Genomic DNA, 19,709 nt, shown 5'->3' with positions numbered 1-19,709 from the left:
TTCATAAAGCCTCCGCATACCATTTTGGACCCGATTGGCGGCGGATGGCACTGGCCGATGCAGGATGCCTTGGAAGTGTTACAAAACACCATGCGGGCGGCCGGGCACGGACAAGTCTTTGGGGCTTCACAAGAAACCGGCCAAAACGGCGGGCAATCCTGCCTCCGTGCCTGTGCCGAGCATAGCCCGGACGGTCGAAAATCGCAATGGTGACAGCGTGGGGAATCTCGGTCCAGCGCTGCCAGCGGTCGAAGCTTGCCATATTGTCGGCGCCCATCAGCCACACGAAGCGCGTCAGCGGCATGCGGGCCTTCAATGCCTCTATGGTGTCTGCGGTGAAACGGGTGCCCAGGCGCTTCTCGATATCGGTGGCGCGCATGCGGGGCGGGCGGGCGATCCTGCCTGCCGATTTCAGCCGTTCCGGGAAGGGGGCCATGTCGCTCGCCGCATCCTTCAGCGGGTTGCCGGGGCTGACCATCAGCCACACTTCGTCAACGCCTAGGCGCGTGAGCGCTGCCTTCGCGATATGGGAATGGCCATCGTGCGCCGGGTTGAAGCTGCCGCCATAAAGCCCGATGGTGCGACCGCGTGCCCGGGCCGCATCACGGTAAAGGGATAAGCCGCCTTTCAAGGACGGACCTGCCCGGTGCCCCGCACCTGATATTTGAAGCTTGTCAGCTGTTCCAGCCCCACGGGGCCGCGTGCATGGATGCGGCCGGTGGCGATGCCAATCTCGGCGCCCATGCCGAATTCGCCGCCATCAGCAAACTGTGTGGAGGCATTATGCATCACGATGGCGCTGTCCACCTGTTTCAGGAACTGTTCGGCGGCGGCGATATCCTCGGTGAGGATGCTTTCGGTATGGCCCGATGACCAGGCGCCGATATGTTCCACAGCCCCCGGCACCCCACCCACAAATTTGGCCGAGATGATGGCGTCCAGATATTCGGTGCGCCAGTCTTCATCCGTCGCCGGTTTCACACGGGGGTCAAGCGTGACGACTTCCTCGTCGCCGCGCACTTCGCAGCCGGCGTCCAGCAGCGCCTTCACAAGGCGCGGGGCGAAATCGCGGGCACGGCGGTCAATCAGCAGCGTTTCAGCGGCGCCGCAAATGCCGGTGCGGCGCATCTTGGCGTTGACGAGGATTTTCTCCGCCATGTCGGGGTTGGCCGCGCCGTCCACATAAACGTGGCAGATGCCTTCAAGGTGCGCGAAGACGGGAACTCGGCTTTCCTTCTGCACACGGTCGACAAGCGAGCGTCCGCCACGCGGCACGATCACATCGATATAATCGGACATGCCGAGCATGGCGCCAACGGCTGCCCGGTCGCGCGTCATCACCAGCTGGATGGCGTCTTCAGGCAGGCCGGCGTGGCCAAGGCCTTCGACGAGCTTGGCATGGATGGCTTTGGAGCTTTCAAAGCTTTCACTGCCGCCGCGCAGGATCACGGCATTCCCGGCCTTCAGGCACAGGGCGCCGGCATCGGCCGTCACGTTGGGGCGGCTTTCATAGATCACACCGATCACACCAAGGGGCGTGCGCACGCGGGCGATATTCAGGCCGTTGGGGCGTGTCCAGCTCGCTGTCACCTGACCAACCGGGTCGGGCAGGTGAGCGATAGCCTCCAGTCCCTTGGCGATGCCTTCGATGCGGGCGTCATCCAGCTTCAGCCGGTCGATCATCGCAGGCGTCAGGCCCTTTGCTTCGGCAGCAAAGCAGTCGAGGGCATTGGCAGCCAGAAGGTCGGCCTTGCCTTGCCGGATCAGTTTGGCGGCAGCGATGAGGGCGAGGTTCTTGGCCTCCGTTGGCGCGTCTGCAAGCACGCGTGCGGCGGCACGGGCGCGTTTGCCCATGGCCTCCATATCCACGGTGGTTGCAGCGTCAGTCATGGTCGCCTCCTCAAAATCCGGACTAGAATATCACCATATCGTCGCGGTGGACGAGGGCAGAACGCCCCGAATAGCCAAGGATACTGCTGATTTCCTTGATCTGGCAGCCCTTGATCTTGTCCGCTTCGACAGAACCATAGGCCGCGAGCCCTTGCCCCACCAGATGCTGGTGGCGGTCAAGAAGGGCAATCAGCGAGCCGCGATTGAAATTGCCGTCAACTCCGGTCACGCCCGCCGGCAACAGGCTGGCGCCACTCCGGATGGCGGCAACGGCGCCGTCATCGAGATGCGCGAAGCCCTGCGGTGCCATCAGGCCCCTGATCCAGCGCTTGCGGATGGTCAGCGGGTCTTCGCTGGCGATAAAGATCGTGTGGCGTTCGCCGTCGATCAGGCGACCGACCGGGCGTTCGGCCTCACCCTTGGCGATGATCATCGAACAGCCACCCGCCATGGCGATCTTGGCGGCGGCAAGCTTGGTGATCATGCCGCCGGTTCCGGCAGTTGTCGCACCCGGCGGGCCGGCCATTGCGTCGATTGCAGGCGTGATCTTTTCAACGACCGATACGAACGGCGCATCGGGGCTTTTTCTGGGGTCGGTCTCATAGAGCCCGTCGATATCCGAGAACAGGATCAGGAGATCGGCACCGGTGAGGTGCGCAACGCGGGCTGACAAGCGGTCGTTATCACCGAAGCGGATTTCGGTCGTCGCCACCGTGTCGTTTTCATTGATGACCGGCACGATGCCGCGATCGAGGAGTGTCTCAAGCGTGTTGCGGGCGTTGAGGTAACTCGGCCGTTCTTCAAGGTCATCAAGGGTGAGGAGGATTTGCCCCACCACGATATCGCGCTTGGCAAACACATCCTGATAGGCCCGGGCGAGGCGGATCTGGCCGACGGCGGCGGCGGCCTGCGCGTCTTCGAGCCGGTCAGGGCGGGTGGAATAGCCGATGGCTTCACGCCCCATGGCGATGGCGCCGGAGGATACGAGGATCACCTGGATGCCGCGCGCCTTGAGGGCGGCCACGTCATCGGCCAGCGAGTTTAGCCACGCCTCGCGCACGACGCTGCGGTTGCCGTCGATCAGCAATGCCGAACCGATCTTCAGGACGATCCGGCGGGTGTCCTTTAGTCTGTCGCTGAATGTGGTCATTTGGCCGTGGCCCCTCGAAATTACGGGGGCACAGCCTAATCAGAGGGGCGACCAGCCGCCAGAGGAATCTTCGTCCTCACTGACTGTTTTTACAGCCTTTTCGCCTTCCTTGGCCGCACGCTCGGCGATCCGGCGGGCACGGTCATCCGCAACCACTTCCCAAAGGGCCGCCAGCACCTTCTGTACACCGAAGCCGGTGGCGCCCGAAAGCGGGATAACCTCGCAGTCGGTGACCTCGGCCAGCTCGTTCATCTTTTCCTCGATAAACTCTTCCGGGATGGCGTCGCACTTGTTGAGGCCGATGATCATCGGCTTGTCCAGCAGGCCGGCGTCATAGAGGTCCAGCTCTTCCATGATCGTTTCGTAGGCGCCCTGGATATCGTCCTGGGTGGCGTCGATCAGATGCAGGAGAACGCCGCAGCGTTCAACATGGCCAAGGAAACGGTGGCCAAGGCCCACGCCCTCGCTGGCGCCTTCGATCAGGCCCGGGATATCGGCGAGCACGAACTCGTGGCTCTTGAAGCCGACAACGCCAAGCTGCGGGGCAAGCGTGGTGAAGGGATAGTCGGCAATCTTCGGCTTGGCGGCAGATACGACCGACAGGAAGGTCGATTTGCCGGCGTTCGGCAGGCCTACAAGGCCGGCGTCCGCGATCAGCTTCAGGCGCAGCGTTACCCAGCGTTCCTCGCCCGGATGGCCGGGGGTCGCCTTGCGGGGGGCGCGGTTTGTCGACGTTTTGAAATGCGTGTTGCCAAGGCCGCCGTCGCCGCCTTTGCAAAGCACGATACGGTCGCCAAGATTGTCGAGGTCGGCGATCAGGAAGTCTTCGTCCTCATCGAAAATCTGGGTGCCGACCGGCACCTGCAGGATCACATCGGGAGACGAGGCACCGGTGCGGTCGCGGCCCGAGCCGTTCTCGCCCTTGCGCGCCTTGAAGTGGCGGGCATAGCGATAATCGACAAGCGTATTGAGGCCGTCGACCGCCTCAAGGATGATATTGCCACCCTTGCCGCCGTCGCCGCCGTTGGGGCCGCCGTATTCGATGAATTTTTCGCGCCGGAAGGCAACGCAGCCGTTGCCGCCATCGCCGCTTTTCACAAAGATTCGCGCTTGATCGACAAATTTCATGGCGTTTGTTCCATCCGGTACTCGGGGCGCATCGCACCCGTATCATAAGGAAAGGGGTGGACGTTTGCCCACCCCTTCCGAAACTTCAGGTGCTGCCGAAGCAGCGCGCGCCTCAGGCGTCGGTGCCGTAAACCGAAACGTAGGCTTTGCCGCCCGTCGATTTCGAGAATTTCACCTGACCTTCGATCAGCGCGAACAGGGTGTGGTCCTTGCCCATGCCGACGTTCTCGCCCGGATACCACTTGGTACCGCGCTGACGAACGAGGATGTTGCCGGCGAGAACATTTTCACCGCCGAATTTTTTCACGCCCAGACGGCGACCGATAGAGTCGCGGCCGTTACGGGAACTACCACCAGCTTTTTTGTGAGCCATTTGGTTACTCCTTCAATACCAGCCGCTTACTCAGCTGCAGCTTCTTCGGTTTTCTTTGCGGTCTTCTTGGCAGCAGCGCCAGCGATACCAGTGATGCGCAGAACGGTGATCTCTTGACGATGACCACGCTTGCGGCGGTAGTTCTGGCGGCGCTTCTTCTTGAAGACGATGATCTTCTTGTCTTTCTTCTGCTCAAGAACGGTAGCGGTCACGTTAGCGCCTTTGAGGGTGGGTTCACCAACCTTCACGCCTTTGTCGTCACCGACCATCAGAACTTCATCGAGGGTGATGGTTGAACCAGCGTCGCCCGCCAGTTTCTCAACCTTGATCACATCGCCCTCGGCAACGCGGTATTGTTTACCGCCCGTCTTTACGACTGCGAACATGTCTGTTCCTTCCATATATCGCCGCAGCAAACCGGGCGGGTCTAGAACCCTGATGGTTGCCGGGATTTCTCCCGGGCGCCCCCGCACTTTGGGCGGTTTCCGCAGGCTTTTTTCAAAGCAAAAGCAGCGGCGAGTGCACATGTGCCCCGTCGCTAACCGGCGGGACTATACGGATAACGCCCCCAAAGTCAAGCGAGAGCGCGGATTATTTGATGCTTATTTGCGCGCTGTGGCGCTGACGAGCACGCCGCCGAGCGTGTAGAGCACGAGACTCGCCAGAAACACATAGCCACCCCAGGCCAGCACATCGGCATCGATATGCTCGAAAATGTTGCCGGCATACTGGCGAAGCGGATCGGAAACCGCGTCCTTCAGCTTGTCCATCAGGGCATTGTCTTCCTTGCCCATGTTTTTCAGCATCGGCCACAGAAGCACGGCCCAGGCAAGCACCGGCCCGAGGATCGCGAGCGACCGCTTGCGCAGGCGGATAACAGCTGGCGCGAGGGCCGCAGCCACCAGCAGCACATAAACATCGGGATTGTTGATGTCATAATAGCTGACGGTGCCGACCATGCGGAAATCGAACATGGGTACGAAGCAGCCAAGGACGAGCAGAAACGCGCCGGCGTATGTCAGGGAATCAAGCTTGGTGTTCATGGAAAAGTCCGATCAATGAATTCTGGATCATATGGTTCAAGCCACCAGTTTTAGGCATGGCGGCGTGATCGGGCAAGGGCTTGTGAAAAGGGCGGCGGAACCATTGATATGTTCCCGCCGCCCCAATCGTTTCAGGTAAGCCTGATGCGGATCAGTAGATGATGTCCGCGTCGACAACCGTTTCGAGTGTCAACCCCATCAGGACGATGCTCGTATTGCCGCCGGTGTCGACGGAAAGGGCGACCTCGCCGTCCACATCGATTTCCTCGGCATTCGCAAGCAGATCTTCAATGGTTCCGAAGTCGCGCGTGCTGTTCGAGAGATCGAGCGTATCGATGCCGATTTCGAAATCGGCAATCACATCGTCGCCGGGGGAGCGGGTAGCGGCAAACAGGTCGGCGCCTTCGCCGCCGACGAGCGTATCGTCGCCCTTGCCGCCATACAGGGTGTCATCGCCGGCGCCGCCGTTGACGGAATCGTCACCATCACCGCCGAAGAGCCCGTCGTTGCCGCCGTTGCCCCACAGGATGTCATCGCCCCAGCTGCCGCCGAGTTCATCGTCACCGTCGGTGCCGATCACCGTGTCATCGCCCTGGCCGCCGTACATATGGTTGCCTACCGTGTCGCCGGCAACGATTTCATCCAGGTCGACTTGCCCGTTGCCGTTCGTATCCGTCCAACTGCCGCCGATCAGCAAGTCATCGCCAAGCGACCCGAACACGGCATCGTGCCCACCGTTGCCGATGAAGATGTCGTCGCCAAGCCCGCCGCCGAGCACATCGTCGCCGTCGCTGCCGACGAGGGTGTCGTCGCCCTTGCCGCCATACATCGTGTTGGCGCCTGTTTCACTGAAGTCGATTTCATCAATATCGACCTTTTTGTCGGCATTGGTGTCGGTCCAGCTGCCGGCAACAAGGAAGTCGTCACCAAGGCCGCCATACATCTGGTCGACCCCGACGCCGGTGTTGTCGCCGAAATCGTCGCCAATCAGGATATCGTCGCTGTGGCCACCATTGATGAGGTCATCGCCGTCGCCACCCGCGTAGATATCGTTTGATGTTTTGGCGCCAGAACCTGCCGCGATCCGGTCGTCGCCGGTGCCGCCAAGGACGGTGTCATCGCCCGCGCCGCCCCACAGTTTGTCATTGCCGCCTTGGCCGTCCAGATGATCGTTGCCGGCGTTGCCGAGGCTGATCTCGTCAAGCTCGGTGCCATCCCAGTCGTCGTCGCCATTGGTGCCCTGAAAATGGACTTCTTCGCCGTCCTCATCATCTTCGTCGTCATCGTCGAAGTCGAACCCGGCTGCGGTGAGATCGGCAAGCGTCAAGCCTTCAAGGCGCAGGCTGCGGGTGTCCGAGAAGGTGAAAACGACGCCGCCATCGGTATCGGCGCCAGTTGCCATCAGTGCTTCGAAGCTGGTGATTTCGGCAAGGCCATCAAGGTCGATGACGTCGCCTGCAGCGATATTGAAGTCGGTGATCACATCGTGGCCCGCGCCGAACTCGAATTTGTCGGCACCGTCGCCGCCGGTCAGCGTGTCGTCGCCGTTCTGGCCCTCGAGTGTGTCGTTACCGCCCAGCGCTGAAATCAGGTCATCGCCATCGCCGCCCTCAATCTTCTCGTTTGCGTCCGTGCCGGTGAGGGTGTCGTCGCCGCTCGTGCCTTCGATGTCTGCCATCATCTGTCTCCGAAAAATTGATACTGACGCCTCCATGCGAAACTGCCATTCGCCGGAAGGGTCCCGTGTGAGGAGACGACGATCCGGCGGCGGCAGTTAATGAAAGGTTAAACAGTCAATTCGGCAGAAATTAGGCTCAAGTGCTAATTTTTGGCGGCAGCGGAGATTTTATTTGCAGATGCGGGCTTTGGCTGCCTGATATTCGGCGGCAAGCCGGTCGACAAGCGCCGCTGCCGGAACGGTGGCTTTCACCGCGCCGATCCCCTGGCCGCAGCCCCAGATGTCGCGCCATGCTTTCGACTTGGACGAACCGCCCGAACCGAACGCCATGGCGGATGGGTCGCTGACCGGCAGGTTGTCGGGGTCCATGCCGGCATTGACGATCGATGGCTTCAGATAGTTGCCATGCACGCCGGTGAAGAGGTTGGTGTAGACGATATCGTCCGCCATGCTGTCGACGATCATCTGCTTGTAGGCGGCATCGGCATTGGCTTCGTCGGTCGCGATGAAGGCCGAGCCGATATAGCCGAAATCGGCACCCATGGCTTCAGCCGCGAGTACGGCGCCGCCCGTGGCGATGGAGCCCGAAAGCGCCAGGGGGCCGTCGAACCATTCGCGGATTTCCTGAATGAGCGCGAAGGGCGACAGGGTGCCCGCGTGGCCGCCGGCTCCGCTCGCCACCGCGATCAGGCCGTCGGCGCCTTTCTCGATGGCTTTTTTGGCGAAGCGGTTATTGATGATGTCATGCAGCACCACGCCGCCATAGCTGTGGATCGCCTCGTTCACGTCTTCGCGCGCTCCGAGCGAGGTGATGATCACCGGCACCTTGTATTTCACGCACAGTTCCACGTCTTCCATCAGGCGGTCGTTCGTCTTGTGGACGATCTGGTTGACCGCGAAGGGGGCGGAGGGCCGGTCGGGATTTTTCTCGTCCCACTCGCCAAGCTCGTCCTCGATCCGCTTCAGCCAGTCTTCAAAGACCGGCTGCGGGCGGGCATTGAGCGCGGGGAAAGAGCCGATCACACCGGCCTTGCACTGGGCAATCACCAGCTCCGGCCCCGATACGATGAACATGGGCGACGCAATGACAGGCAGCCGCATCCGGCTTTTCAGTTTCTCGGCAATCGACATTTATCAAACTCCCCTGACCAGTAATTGGCACGAGGCTAGTTTGGGGCGGGGCAGGCGGCAAGCCCAAAAAAGAGGGACGGTACCGGCCGTGCGCCGAAACCGTCCTCAAGGTTGGGGTTTTTAAATAGAAAGGAAAGCGGTCAGCTTGCCTTCGGCAGGCAAACCAGGATTTCGGAGCGGACGCTCCGGACCGACACAATCTGCCGCATCTTGTTGGCCAGATTGGTGGCGGTGTCGTCGGCAACATCGTGGGTATCCAGCTGGATATATTGCTGGCCGTCCTGGCTCATGCGCGCCATCAGGCTGTCGCAGGGCACGCCCTTGACGTTGAAAATCTCGAGAATGCGCGCCAGCGTCGAGGGCTCATATTCGGCCTGCACCGAAAACCGGGCGCGGGTGTTGCTCGTGAAAACCATGACTATCTCCTTCTCTGGCTCGCTGCCGCCCTCGGGCTCTCCCTGGGCGCTTCTCGTCATGGCCGGGATCATAAGCACATTTGTGGTGGAAAAGGTCCCTGAATGAGGCGATAATCGACCATGTTGTGAGAAAATGTTCCGATCTATATCCATATGTGGGAAATATGTGTCATGTCGCTTGATGCTCTCGATACCCGTATCCTGACCGCACTGCAGGAAGATTCGCGGATTCCGCTGAATGACCTTGCCGAAAAGGTGGCGTCCTCGCGCTCGGCCGTCTGGCGGCGCATCCAGAAGATGGAAGCGGACGGGGTGATCAAAAACTATACGGTGATCCTCGACCCCGAAAAGGTCGGCCTTGGCGTCATGGTGTTCGCGAGCGTCAAGATGCAGGCCCACAGCCGCGACCTGCTGCCGCATTTCCTGGAGAAGGTGCGCGAGTTCCCGGAAGTGATCGAATGCCACACCCTGATGGGCGACATCGATTTCCTGATCAAGATCCGCGTGAAGGATGTGACGGCCTATGAAACCTTCTTCTGGACCAAGCTCAGCCAGATTGACGGCGTGCGCGAGATCAGTTCCTCGATCGCGCTGACGGCGGTCAAGAATACAACGATGCTGGCGCTGACGCCGGCGGGTTAAAGGTCGCTCGCTGCCAGCCGGACCGCGAAGGCGCCAATAATGGTGCCGGTGATATAGCGCAGCACCGCCTTCACGCGGCGTGTGGCAGCGATTTTGGCGGCCGAACGCGCGACCACAATGGCAACCGTCACATTCACCGCCGTGCCCGAAAGATTGAACAGGACGCCAAGTGTCATGGTCATCAGCGCCGGGTGCGCGGCCTCGTGTGGCACGAACTGCGGGATGAAGGCGAGGAAGAAAAGCCCGACCTTGGGATTGAGGAGATTGACCATCAGCCCCTGCAGGAACGGGTTTCCGCGGCGGGCAGGTGCTGGCTCGGCCACAGCTTCCGGCGCCTCCACTTTCTTCGCCGGCTTCAGCATCTGGAATGCCATGAAGCCGAGGTAAAGCGCCCCGGCGATCTTGAGGACGGTCAGCGCGCCCGGCAGTGTGGCGAGGAGTGCCGTGATCCCGAAGGTCGCGAGGCCCGCATGTACAAGGCAGCCGACCGCCACGCCAAGTGCGGCCATCAGCCCCGCCTTCATGCCGCTGCGGCCCGAGGTCGTCGCCACAAAGGTCATGTCCGGGCCGGGCGTGATCGACAGCGCGAAAACGGCCAGCATGAAGGGGATCAGGATACTCATTTCGGGCAGCATGGCGGGGCTCCTCAGGCATGCGATTGCGCCAAGCCTCGCAAAGGGCGGGGCAGGCTTCAAGCAAGGAAAAGCATGCCGTCAAAAAAGCGTATTTTTCCTCTTGCGGCACCCCCTTTGTTGCTATAGGTTCCGCCCCCGTCGCCAACCCCATGGGCGACAGCTCAAGCGAGGCGCGGAGAGGTGCCAGAGTGGTTGAATGGGGCGGTCTCGAAAACCGTTAAACCCGCAAGGGTTTCGAGGGTTCGAATCCCTCTCTCTCCGCCAGCTTGAAACCCATTTCCCTGAATGCACCCTCTTGAAAGCATCTGTGCTTCGATCATATGTGGATCGGTGCATGATGAATGCCATGCTTGCTTGATCATGTCGCCGTTGGGCACTAGTATCGGTTCATCTGCACAAATCGCGGGACGCCATGGCACAGCGCTGGACAATCCGGGCTCTTATGATGATGACGCTTCTGGCGTTTGTCGTCATTCGCATGGTTGATCTCGCGCTTCTTGATGCCAGGCAGGATCACAATTTCGGGCCGCATGTGACAATGCATGTGGCGGGGATTGATCACCCGCACACGGCAGCAGAGCTTGCCTCCCATGACAGCGTCGCTTCTATGACGATGCATTTTGCCTTTCATCTCCTGCTTTGTGCTGTCATGGGCGCACCGGACCTTGGGGTCGAATTCGCGGATGCACAGCCGACGGTTTTCCGCCGGCTGCGGAACGAGTCCGCGCTGACCGAAGTGCCAAGCCCGCCGGTCCCGCCGCCCCTATATCCCTCTCTTTGAAATAGATCCCTCGCGTCCCGGGCTTCGTGCCCTGGCGCTTCCGATATTTTGAAGAGAGTATCCCATCATGAAACTGAAACAGGTGGCCTTGGCCGCTGCCTGCGGTCTTTGGTCCATCGGCGTATCTGCCGAGGATGGCCAATCGCCGCTTACCCGCGTGGCGGCAATTGCCCGCGTCCTCAATGCCGCACCGGCCCTTGAGGCTGCAAAGGCGGCGGTCGAGGCGCGGAACGCGCTTGTCGATCAGGCCGGCACCCGGCCCAATCCCCATATCGGCCTTGAGGTCGAAAACTTCACCGGCACCGGGCCCTATACCGAATTGGACCGGGTCGAGGCGACGGCGAGTTATTCCCAGCTGATCGAACGCGGCGGCAAGCGCGCGCGGCGGGTGGCTGTGTCTGAAGAAGACAAGCGGATCGCCGCCGCTGAACTTCGCGTTCGCAGGCTCGATCTCGCCTACGAGGCCGAACGTGCCTTTATCGAGGCCGTGGCGGCAACAGCCCGCCACGATGCGCTGGTGCGACAGGCTAGCGTGCTTGCCGGAACCGAACGCCTGCTGGCGGAGCGTGCCTCAGCCGGGCGGGAGTCCGATCTGGCAGTGTCGCAAGCGCGTATCCGCACGCTTCGGGCAGAAAATGCGATGAAGGAAGCGGCCCTCAAGGCCGAAACAGCCAAGTTGCTGCTCGCGGGCCTTTGGGGTGGGGCGGACGCCGGCTTTGTCCTTGAGCCAGGCTTCTTTGCAGCCCTTCCTGCCGCCCTGCCATCCCTTGCGGCTTTGAGTGCGGACACGCCCGACATGGTACTTTGGCGACTGCGCGAGGATCGCCAGTCGGCCATGGTGGCGCTCGAACAGGCGAGGGGCGTGCAGGACCCGACGGTCCGGCTCGGCCTGCGGTATCTGCAGGATTCCGGGGAAGTGGCGGCGGTGGCGGGCATTTCCATTCCCTTCGCCCTTTATGACACCAACCGGGGCAATATCGCCCGCGCCAAGTCTGACCTCAACCAGAGCCGGTTCGAGACGCTTGAAATGGAACGGCGGCTGAATGCCCGCTTCCTGCTGGAGCGGCAGCATATGGCCTCTGCCTTCGTGGAAGCTGGGCAACTCAGGAAAAGCATCGCCGAGGTGGCGAGAACGGTCGATCTCGCCCGGGCGCAGGTCGCCAAGGGGGCGGCCTCGCACCTTGATGTGTTTGCGGCCGAACAGCTTGTTGCCGATTTCGAGGGGCAACTGATCGATGCGCTTGCGGCTTATCACATGGCCCGCGCCGGTCTTGCCCGCCTCAATGCCGAACACGACAGCGCCTTCGATGCGCAAGGAAACTGACATGAAAAACAATCAATTCCGGAACCGCCTTGCGGCAACCCTTATTTCCGGCCTCCTGATCACCGGATGCAGCAGCGAACCCGACGATCATTCGCATGCGGCTGGCGACGGGCATGAGGCAGAAGCCGCCGACTTCCCGCGCGGACCGCACAATGGCCGCCTGCTGACAGACGGTGATCTCGCCATCGAGGTCACCATTTTCGAAGCAGGTCGCCCGCCGCAATTCAGGCTTTTTGCCTATAAGGACGGCGCACTTCTTGACCCGGCGCAAGTGGAGGCGAAGGTGACGCTCACCCGACTGGACGGGGAAGAGAATGTCTTCGCCTTTGCAGCCGAAGCCGATCACCTTTCGGGTGACGGCGTGGTTACGGAGCCGCATTCCTTCGATGTGAAGGTGGAAGCCCGCCACGCCGGCCATGCGCATAGCTGGACTTACGGTTCCTACGAGGGGCGCACGGCGATCAGCGCCGGGATGGCTGCCGAGGTTGGCATCGAGGTAGCGCCGGTGGGGCCTGCCATGATCGAGGAAACGATCGAGCTTCTGGGACGCGTCGAGTTCGCGCCGGACGCGGAATCAACTCTTCGCGCCCGTTTCCCCGGCAAGGTGCTGGCGGTGACCAAATCCGAAGGCGACCGGGTGAAGAAGGGCGAGCTGCTGGCACGGGTTGAAAGCAATGACAGCCTGAAGCCCTACGATATTGTCGCGCCGATGGACGGCGTGATGGTGAAGCGCACCGCGCAGGTGGGTGACGTGGTTTACGATACCCCGCTTTTCGTGATCGGCGACCTTTCCCGCCTGCGGGTCGATTTCCATGTCTATCCCGGTGACCTTGGCATTGTGCAGCCGGGGCAGATGGTAGCCGTACGTTCGATTGATGGCGGGCGGACTGCTGAAACCGAACTGGAAGCCTATCTGCCGACCGCTGAAAGCGCGACGCAAACCATGATCGTCCATGCGCCGCTCATGAACCCCGACGAGCGCTGGGTGCCGGGCATGACAGTGAAAGGCAATGTGGTTGTCTCCCGCGAGGAAGTGCCGCTGGCCGTTCGCACGGATGCCCTGCAGCGCTTCCGTGATTTCACGGTCGTCTTCGCGCAGGTCGGAGAAGAATACGAGGTTCGCATGCTCGATCTTGGCCGCCAGACACCGGAATGGACTGAAGTACTGGGCGGGATCAAGCCGGGCCAGCCTTATGTCACCGTGAACTCTTTCCTTGTGAAAGCCGACATTGAAAAGTCCGGCGCCTCGCACGACCACTGAGGCCGGGGAGCAGGACATATCATGTTAGACAAACTTGTTTCGCTGGCCATCAGGCGCCGCTGGGCGGTGCTCGGGATCGTGGCCCTGATCGCCGCCTTCGGGGTCTGGAATTTCCAGCGCCTCCTGATCGATGCGGTGCCGGATATCACCAACGTGCAGGTGCAGATCAATACCGAGGCACCGGGCTATTCGCCGCTGGAAGCCGAGCAGCGCGTTACCTTCCCTATTGAAACCGCCCTCGCGGGGCTGCCGAAGCTTTCCTATGCGCGGTCGATCTCGCGCTACGGGCTGTCGCAGGTGACGGTGGTGTTCGAGGATGGCACCGATATCTATTTCGCCCGGCAGCTTGTGAATGAACGGCTGCAAACGGCGAAAGGCAAACTGCCGCCGGGTATCGAACCCGAGCCCGGTCCGATTGCGACCGGTCTTGGCGAGATTTACATGTACACCGTGGACGCGGAGCCCGGTGCCCGGAATGCAGCGGGCGAGCCCTGGACGCCGATGGACCTCCGGACCGTGCATGACTGGACAGTCCGTCCGCAGCTGGTGACGGTGCCGGGGGTTACCGAGGTCAATACCATCGGGGGCTATACCAAACAGTTCCATGTCACCCCGTGGCCGGACCGGCTGTCGGCCTACAACCTTGGCCTCAGCGATATCATTGAAGCGCTGGAGCGCAATAATGCGAACGTCGGGGCAGGCTATATCGAACGCTCGGGCGAGCAGTATCTGGTGCGCGTGCCGGGGCAGGCCGAAGGGCTGGCTGATCTTGAATCCATCATCATCACCCAGCGCCACGGGGTTTCCATCCGGCTGACCGATGTGGCCGGCGTGGGGCTTGGTGAAGAACTTCGCACCGGGGCGGCAACCCAGAACGGCCATGAAGTGGTGCTTGGCACCGTTTTCATGCTGATCGGGGAAAACAGCCGGATCGTATCGGAAGCGGTGGATGCCCGGATCGCGGAAATCAACAAAACCCTGCCGGCAGGGATCGTCATCCGCCCGGCCTACAACCGGACAACGCTTGTCGACAAGACGATCAACACGGTTGCCAAGAACCTCGTCGAAGGCGCGCTTCTGGTGATCGTCATCCTTCTCCTGATGCTGGGCAATGTGCGGGCCGCGATCATCACCGCGATGGTCATTCCGCTTTCGATGCTGATGACCATCACCGGCATGGTCGAAAACCGCGTGTCGGGCAACCTGATGAGCCTCGGGGCGCTCGATTTCGGCCTCATTGTCGACGGGGCCGTAATCATCGTGGAAAACTGCTTGCGACGGTTCGGGGAGGCTCAACACCGGCTCGGGCGGCTGCTGACAGCGGAGGAACGCCATAGTCTGGCGGCAAGCGCGACGATTGAAGTGGTTCGGCCAAGCCTCTTCGGCGTCTTCATCATCGCGGTCGTCTATATCCCCATCTTCGCGCTCACCGGCGTGGAGGGGAAAATGTTCCACCCCATGGCCTTCACCGTGGTGATGGCGATCCTGTCGGCGCTTGTGCTTTCCATCAGCTTCGTGCCGGCGGCGGTGGCCACCTTCGTCACCGGCAAGGTCGAGGAAAAGGAAAGCCCCGTGGTGCGTGGTGCGCGGGCGGTTTATGCGCCGGTGTTGAATGCCGTCCTGAAGGCGCGGACACCGGTTGTTGCAGCGGCTGTCCTGCTCCTTGTGGGTAGCGGCTATCTTGCCTCCCGCATGGGGGCGGAGTTTGTGCCGAGCCTTGATGAAGGGGACATTGCCATGCATGCCCTGCGCATTCCGGGCACGGGGCTTGCGCAGGCCATCGACATGCAGATGACCCTTGAAAAGCGCCTGCGCGATTTTCCGGAGGTTGACGAGATTGTCGGCAAGATCGGGACGGCGGATGTGGCGACCGACCCGATGCCGCCAAGCGTGGCCGATACTTTCATCTTTCTGAAGGAACGAGGCGAGTGGCCGGATCCGGGCAAAAGCAAAACCCGGCTGATCGAGGAGATCAAGGCGGTGATGCAAACCTATCCCGGTAACAAGTACGAGTTCACCCAGCCTATCGAGATGCGCTTCAACGAGCTGATCTCGGGTGTTCGGGCCGATCTTGCCGTGAAGGTGTTCGGGGACGATCTGGACACGCTTCTGGCCACCGCCAATGCCGTGGAACAGGCGATGGCGAAGGTGCCGGGGGCGGCTGACATCCAAGTCGAGCAGGTGACGGGCCTGCCGGTCCTTTCGGTGTTGCCGAACCGGGAAGCGCTCGCCCGTTACGGGCTTTCGGTGGGCGACGTGCAGGATGTGGTGGCAGCATCTGTTGGCGGGCGTGTTGCCGGGCAGATTTTCGAAGGCGACCGGCGGTTCGATATCGTCGTCCGGCTGCCGGAAGACCTGCGCGGCAGTCTGGCCGCGATCAGCCGGCTGCCCGTGCCGCTTCCTGCCCATATCCGAGCGCAGGATGAAGACGAGCTTGGCTTCGTCCCGCTCTCGGAACTTGCGACCATCGAGGTGACCATCGGCCCCAACCAGATCAGCCGCGAAAACGGCAAGCGGCGGGTGGTGGTGACGGCCAACGTCCGTGACCGCGACCTTGGCAGTTTCGTCGCCGATGTGCGACGCGCTGTTGAGGCTGAGGTCGATGTGTCCGCAGGTTACTGGGTCACCTATGGCGGCACGTTCGAGCAGCTGATCTCAGCCGCCGAACGGATGCGGATCGTGGTGCCTGCCGCGCTTCTGCTGATCATTGTCCTACTTTACGGCCTCTTTGGGTCAGCGCGGGAGGTGATCGTCGTCTCGTCCGGCATCCCGCTCGCGCTCACCGGCGGGGTGGCGGCCTTGTGGCTGCGGGACATGCCGTTTTCGATCTCGGCCGCTGTGGGCTTCATCGCGCTTTCGGGCGTCGCGGTCCTCAATGGTGTCGTGATGGTCAGCTTCATCCGGTCCCTGCAGAAGGCAGGCAAAGGGGTAGAAGAAGCGATCCGGGAAGGGGCGCTTGTGCGCCTACGCCCGGTCCTTATGACAGCCCTTGTCGCCAGCCTCGGCTTCGTGCCGATGGCGCTCAATGTCGGGATCGGCAGCGAGGTTCAGCGGCCGCTGGCGACCGTGGTGATCGGCGGGATCATTTCGTCCACGCTCCTCACGCTTCTTGTGCTGCCCGTGCTGCAAAGCCTGATTGGCGAACGGCGCGCGGACTGACGGATTTAAAAGACAGGCTCGGGCTCGCCAGCAGCGCATTTCGCGCGCGCTGGCGAGCCCGAAAGCTTTCGTGCTCTTGGGTAGATTTTTATAATGCTATGATTGTATTTCGCGTTGAATCTCGCTAAAATTGTGAAACTTCACGCCATCGCCTATCTCAAATCCGGTTGTCTGTTCTGAGCTGACGAAAAGCCTCATGTCATTCGCGCATCAGGGGGGCGGATGAAACCAGACAAAAAATACGGTCGCAGCGCCGCCGCCATCAGGCTGGCGGCAGGGATCGCCGCTGCTGTCAGTCTTGCCGGATGCGGGGGCTCGCCTTTCTATAATGCCCGGCTCGATGAAACCGCCAGCGCCGCCCAAGAGCATTATACCGCCGCCAAGTTGCTGGAGGTCATCCCCGCCCGCAAGGACAACCAGGCCGCACTCCTGAAAACCGAGCTTGAGGCTGTGGTCCGGATTACGGCGGCAGAAGCCGATGCCGACCTTTCCGCACTCCTCGAGCAGGATAAGGGTGAAGCGACACTGGCCAGTCAGTTCATCAGGAACAAGATCGCGGCCCGCTACGATCAAATAACCGGCAGCAAGTGCACGGCCCCCGACAGGGATCCATTGGCTTGCCTGAACGAGAAGGTTGAAAAAACAGGCGCCAGATTTGAAGACGCCGAAGCCAAAGATGCCATCTCAAAAATGCTATTGAGCCGGTATCAGGATGTCATTGAAAAGGCGGTCACGTGCGAGAGTGTGCGTGAAGAGACTGGCGGGGAGCCTGGAAGTGACGAGTACAATTTATGGGCTGAAGCCGTGGCAGCATGTGATGCACGCAAACTGGCCTATGCTCAATATGAGCAGATTATGGGGTCCGGTGATGGCCTCCAAGGGCTTCTCGGCAAAGAGCTCGAAACGGCGCAGCAGGCGATAAAGAAAAGCAAGCAGGACGCTTTCCTTGAAGTGGCACGGTTTCGGCGGGCGACCTGCGCCATCGAGACCGGTGCGGAAACGCTGAAAATGCCGGGTATCGAGAATTTCGAAATTCCGGCGGATGCTGCCACCGTGACGGATAAGATGCTTGTCTCGGCTGGCAAGCTGACCTGTGCGGCTTCCCCCCTGAAAGGCAGCAAGAAGGAGAGCGACCAGAAACCTTCGGACCGTTTCAATCTGCGCGTCGCCGAAGCCAAGGAAATTATCGGGAAAGTGCAGGAAAGCGCCAACCTTGGTGCAAAGGCATTCAGTGAACTTGGTATCATCGAAGCCCGGCTCGACAGCCTTGATACCTTCCTGACCAGCCTTTCCACAGACCCGCAGCCGGACGAGGGCGACGGTGCAGATGAAGTGCCGGATCGCGCCAGCCAGTTTGCGGCGGCCTTCCTTGATATGGCGGACGAAATCTATGAAATGTCCAGGAAGGACGATGCCCCGCCCGTGAATGCGCTGCTGATCGAAAAGAGGCGGCTGGAAGTGAACAAGGCGTTCGCCGAGCAGCGCGTCGCGATTGAAGAGCAGAAGGTCAAGCTGATCGCAGCGCGGCAGAAGGCGATTGAGCTGGAATTGTCGCTGCTGCGGGACGCGTTGAAATATGCCCGCTGGGCCTGCGCAGACGTGGCATCTGCAGCATGTGTCCTCAACAAGAAGCTTTCGGGTATGCCCGCGGACGCAAAAGGATATCGGGTGCGCAATCTGGCTGGCCTGATCGAGGCCGAGTTGCCCTCAGATTCGAAATCGCTGAGTGAACGGGACTTCCGCGAATATCTCGAAACGTCCCTTGCCTATTATTATCTGTCGGTCGCGTTGGGGCAGGGGCAGTACAGGGCTGCAGCCTGGCAGGAAGTGGCGCTTTCCTATGAGCTTTCCATGCAGGCATCAAATGCGTCCATCGCCCTTTGGAACGCCATCATCGAACCGCAGGTCAATCAGCTTGCCACCTATCACAGCGGCGGCATCCGGCCCGAAAAGCTGGCCGAACTGATCGCCCTCACCGCGACAGCCGTGGGAGTGAATGAATGACGGCCGCTTCCTGCAAAGTCATATTCGTCATCGTTGCGGCCTGTGCACTTGCCGCCTGCGCCACTCCGGACGCCATCCGGGATCAGGCGAATGCGTCTGCGGCCAGCCTGACAAAGGTGTCGAATGGCCTGAACCAGTATGCAGCAGCAACAGCCATCGCCGATGAGCGACGCCTGGAACGGGCGCTGGAGATGCATCGTACCGTTGATGATGTGCTGGAGCGGCGGGTGAACCGGCAGGTGGGCTCCGCCCGCAAGCTGTTCGCTTCCGTCAAGGGCAAGGCCGAGGAATCCACAAAGCGTTGGGATGCAACGCTGGCCCGGCAAGTGGCGCTTGAAAGTGAGCAGCGCGCCAACCTGAGGAAGCTGGTGGTGCCGACGCATGAACTGGCGGCGACCCAGAAGGCGCTGGCCGAACTTGGCGTGAAAAGCAGCTTCAAGACCCGGGCCAAACAGTTCCTCGTCTTCGTCAAGCAAACCGGGAAAGACTATAAGGCGCTTCGCGAAGCAGCGGAAAAGGCCGGGGCTGAAGCGGATGACAAGGCCGACGACGAAGCCCGGAAGCTGACGGCCGACGCGTCGCAGTGAGGGATTACCGGCAGTTGCCGCGACTGTATGGAGGGGCCATCCCGCGCGGCCATAGGAGCAACCGATGATACCTTGGAAAGACATGAGCAAGGCAGAAAAGGCTGCCTATGTGCTCGCCAATGTCGAGGATATGAAGACCCATATCGAGGCGATCGCAAAAGCCAAAATCCGTCGGTATCAGGCCGATACGACCCCAGGAGAAGAGGCCCAGATCGATCTGGTGATCATCCGCTTGACGCATGACAAGGCGCTCATTCAGGCGAAATACGATGCGCGGAAATCGACCGGCATCTTGATAGTGCCACCGACGCCTGAAGAAATTGCCGAGGCAAAAAGACGTGCCGATGCCACAGCCCAGCTCATTGTTGACCGCGACTGTGTGACAAAGGCCGTTGAGTTCGCGAAGGCGGCGCTCGAGTTCCAGCAGAAAACACAGCATCTGCCATAGAACGTTTGACCGTTCGGGTCGGTACGATGGGGTGGCACGGGTCGCTGATGTACTGCGTG

Annotated in this window: 19 protein-coding genes and 1 tRNA gene; 9 read left to right on the top strand and 11 right to left on the bottom strand. The window is 61.1% G+C overall.

All coding sequences use genetic code 11. The annotated features are described in order from the left end of the window. Position 1: 1 nt before the first annotated feature. The 10 genes from PH603_RS15195 to PH603_RS15150 all read right to left on the bottom strand — a co-directional run bounded on the left by PH603_RS15195 (position 2) and on the right by PH603_RS15150 (position 8,809). Complete coding sequence (locus PH603_RS15195) at positions 2-631, bottom strand: nicotinate-nucleotide adenylyltransferase (RefSeq protein WP_289503564.1); 630 nt, start codon at positions 629-631, stop codon at positions 2-4. Continuing rightward, positions 628-1,890 carry a glutamate-5-semialdehyde dehydrogenase gene (locus PH603_RS15190; protein ID WP_289503561.1) on the bottom strand — a complete coding sequence of 421 codons (1,263 nt, stop codon included), beginning with the start codon at positions 1,888-1,890 and terminating at the stop codon, positions 628-630. Before PH603_RS15190 ends, PH603_RS15195 begins: the two co-directional genes overlap by 4 nt. 22 nt (positions 1,891-1,912) lie before the next feature. Further along, positions 1,913-3,040, bottom strand: coding sequence for a glutamate 5-kinase (proB, locus tag PH603_RS15185; protein WP_289503559.1), 1,128 nt, complete (start codon positions 3,038-3,040; stop codon positions 1,913-1,915). A 39-nt stretch (positions 3,041-3,079) separates the two neighbouring features. Beyond that, positions 3,080-4,168, bottom strand: coding sequence for a GTPase ObgE (obgE, locus tag PH603_RS15180; RefSeq protein ID WP_289503557.1), 1,089 nt, complete (start codon positions 4,166-4,168; stop codon positions 3,080-3,082). 112 nt (positions 4,169-4,280) lie between these two features. Next, a complete protein-coding gene (gene rpmA / locus PH603_RS15175; RefSeq protein ID WP_289503555.1) occupies positions 4,281-4,541 on the bottom strand; it encodes a 50S ribosomal protein L27 in 261 nt (86 codons plus the stop codon). 26 nt (positions 4,542-4,567) lie between these two features. Then, entirely contained in the window at positions 4,568-4,927 is a 360-nt protein-coding gene (rplU, locus tag PH603_RS15170; protein WP_289503553.1) for a 50S ribosomal protein L21, read from the bottom strand. A 216-nt stretch (positions 4,928-5,143) separates the two neighbouring features. Continuing rightward, positions 5,144-5,584, bottom strand: a complete 441-nt coding sequence (locus PH603_RS15165; protein WP_289503551.1) for a hypothetical protein — start codon at positions 5,582-5,584, stop codon at positions 5,144-5,146. 151 nt (positions 5,585-5,735) lie between these two features. Further along, on the bottom strand, positions 5,736-7,265 hold the full coding sequence (locus tag PH603_RS15160) for a calcium-binding protein (RefSeq protein ID WP_289503549.1): 1,530 nt from the start codon (positions 7,263-7,265) through the stop codon (positions 5,736-5,738). 165 nt (positions 7,266-7,430) lie between these two features. Continuing rightward, positions 7,431-8,393, bottom strand: coding sequence for an NAD(P)H-dependent flavin oxidoreductase (locus tag PH603_RS15155; RefSeq protein ID WP_289503547.1), 963 nt, complete (start codon positions 8,391-8,393; stop codon positions 7,431-7,433). A 140-nt stretch (positions 8,394-8,533) separates the two neighbouring features. After that, positions 8,534-8,809: an ACT-like domain-containing protein gene (locus PH603_RS15150; RefSeq protein WP_289503544.1), complete on the bottom strand. Its 276-nt coding sequence runs from the start codon at positions 8,807-8,809 to the stop codon at positions 8,534-8,536. Between the two features lie 171 nt (positions 8,810-8,980). On the opposite strand from PH603_RS15150, the gene PH603_RS15145 reads away from it, so the two are divergent. Then, complete coding sequence (locus PH603_RS15145; protein ID WP_289503542.1) at positions 8,981-9,451, top strand: Lrp/AsnC family transcriptional regulator; 471 nt, start codon at positions 8,981-8,983, stop codon at positions 9,449-9,451. On the opposite strand, the gene PH603_RS15140 is transcribed toward PH603_RS15145, so the two are convergent. Beyond that, entirely contained in the window at positions 9,448-10,086 is a 639-nt protein-coding gene (locus tag PH603_RS15140; RefSeq protein WP_289503540.1) for a LysE family translocator, read from the bottom strand. The genes PH603_RS15145 and PH603_RS15140 overlap by 4 nt on opposite strands. Before the next feature lie 174 nt (positions 10,087-10,260). On the opposite strand from PH603_RS15140, the gene PH603_RS15135 reads away from it, so the two are divergent. From PH603_RS15135 to PH603_RS15100, 8 genes are all read left to right on the top strand, one after another. Next, positions 10,261-10,350 (top strand) — tRNA-Ser (locus tag PH603_RS15135). Positions 10,351-10,498: 148 nt separating this feature from the next. After that, complete coding sequence (locus PH603_RS15130) at positions 10,499-10,867, top strand: hypothetical protein (RefSeq protein WP_289503537.1); 369 nt, start codon at positions 10,499-10,501, stop codon at positions 10,865-10,867. Between the two features lie 67 nt (positions 10,868-10,934). Further along, positions 10,935-12,191, top strand: coding sequence for a TolC family protein (locus PH603_RS15125; RefSeq protein ID WP_289503535.1), 1,257 nt, complete (start codon positions 10,935-10,937; stop codon positions 12,189-12,191). A gap of 1 nt (position 12,192) precedes the next feature. Continuing rightward, positions 12,193-13,452: an efflux RND transporter periplasmic adaptor subunit gene (locus PH603_RS15120; protein WP_289503533.1), complete on the top strand. Its 1,260-nt coding sequence runs from the start codon at positions 12,193-12,195 to the stop codon at positions 13,450-13,452. Positions 13,453-13,473: 21 nt separating this feature from the next. Continuing rightward, on the top strand, positions 13,474-16,611 hold the full coding sequence (locus tag PH603_RS15115; protein WP_289503530.1) for an efflux RND transporter permease subunit: 3,138 nt from the start codon (positions 13,474-13,476) through the stop codon (positions 16,609-16,611). 222 nt (positions 16,612-16,833) lie between these two features. Further along, positions 16,834-18,615, top strand: coding sequence for a hypothetical protein (locus PH603_RS15110; protein WP_289503529.1), 1,782 nt, complete (start codon positions 16,834-16,836; stop codon positions 18,613-18,615). Further along, a complete protein-coding gene (locus tag PH603_RS15105) occupies positions 18,612-19,202 on the top strand; it encodes a hypothetical protein (protein ID WP_289503528.1) in 591 nt (196 codons plus the stop codon). The genes PH603_RS15110 and PH603_RS15105 overlap by 4 nt, the downstream gene beginning before the upstream one ends. A gap of 64 nt (positions 19,203-19,266) precedes the next feature. Then, positions 19,267-19,650 (top strand): hypothetical protein, encoded by a 384-nt coding sequence (locus PH603_RS15100; RefSeq protein ID WP_289503527.1) that lies wholly within the window; start codon positions 19,267-19,269, stop codon positions 19,648-19,650. Positions 19,651-19,709 lie beyond the last annotated feature (59 nt).

The organism is Gimibacter soli (assembly GCF_028463845.1).
GTDB classification, from domain to species: domain Bacteria; phylum Pseudomonadota; class Alphaproteobacteria; order Sphingomonadales; family Kordiimonadaceae; genus Gimibacter; species Gimibacter soli.
This window is presented reverse-complemented; position numbering and strand designations above follow the sequence as displayed.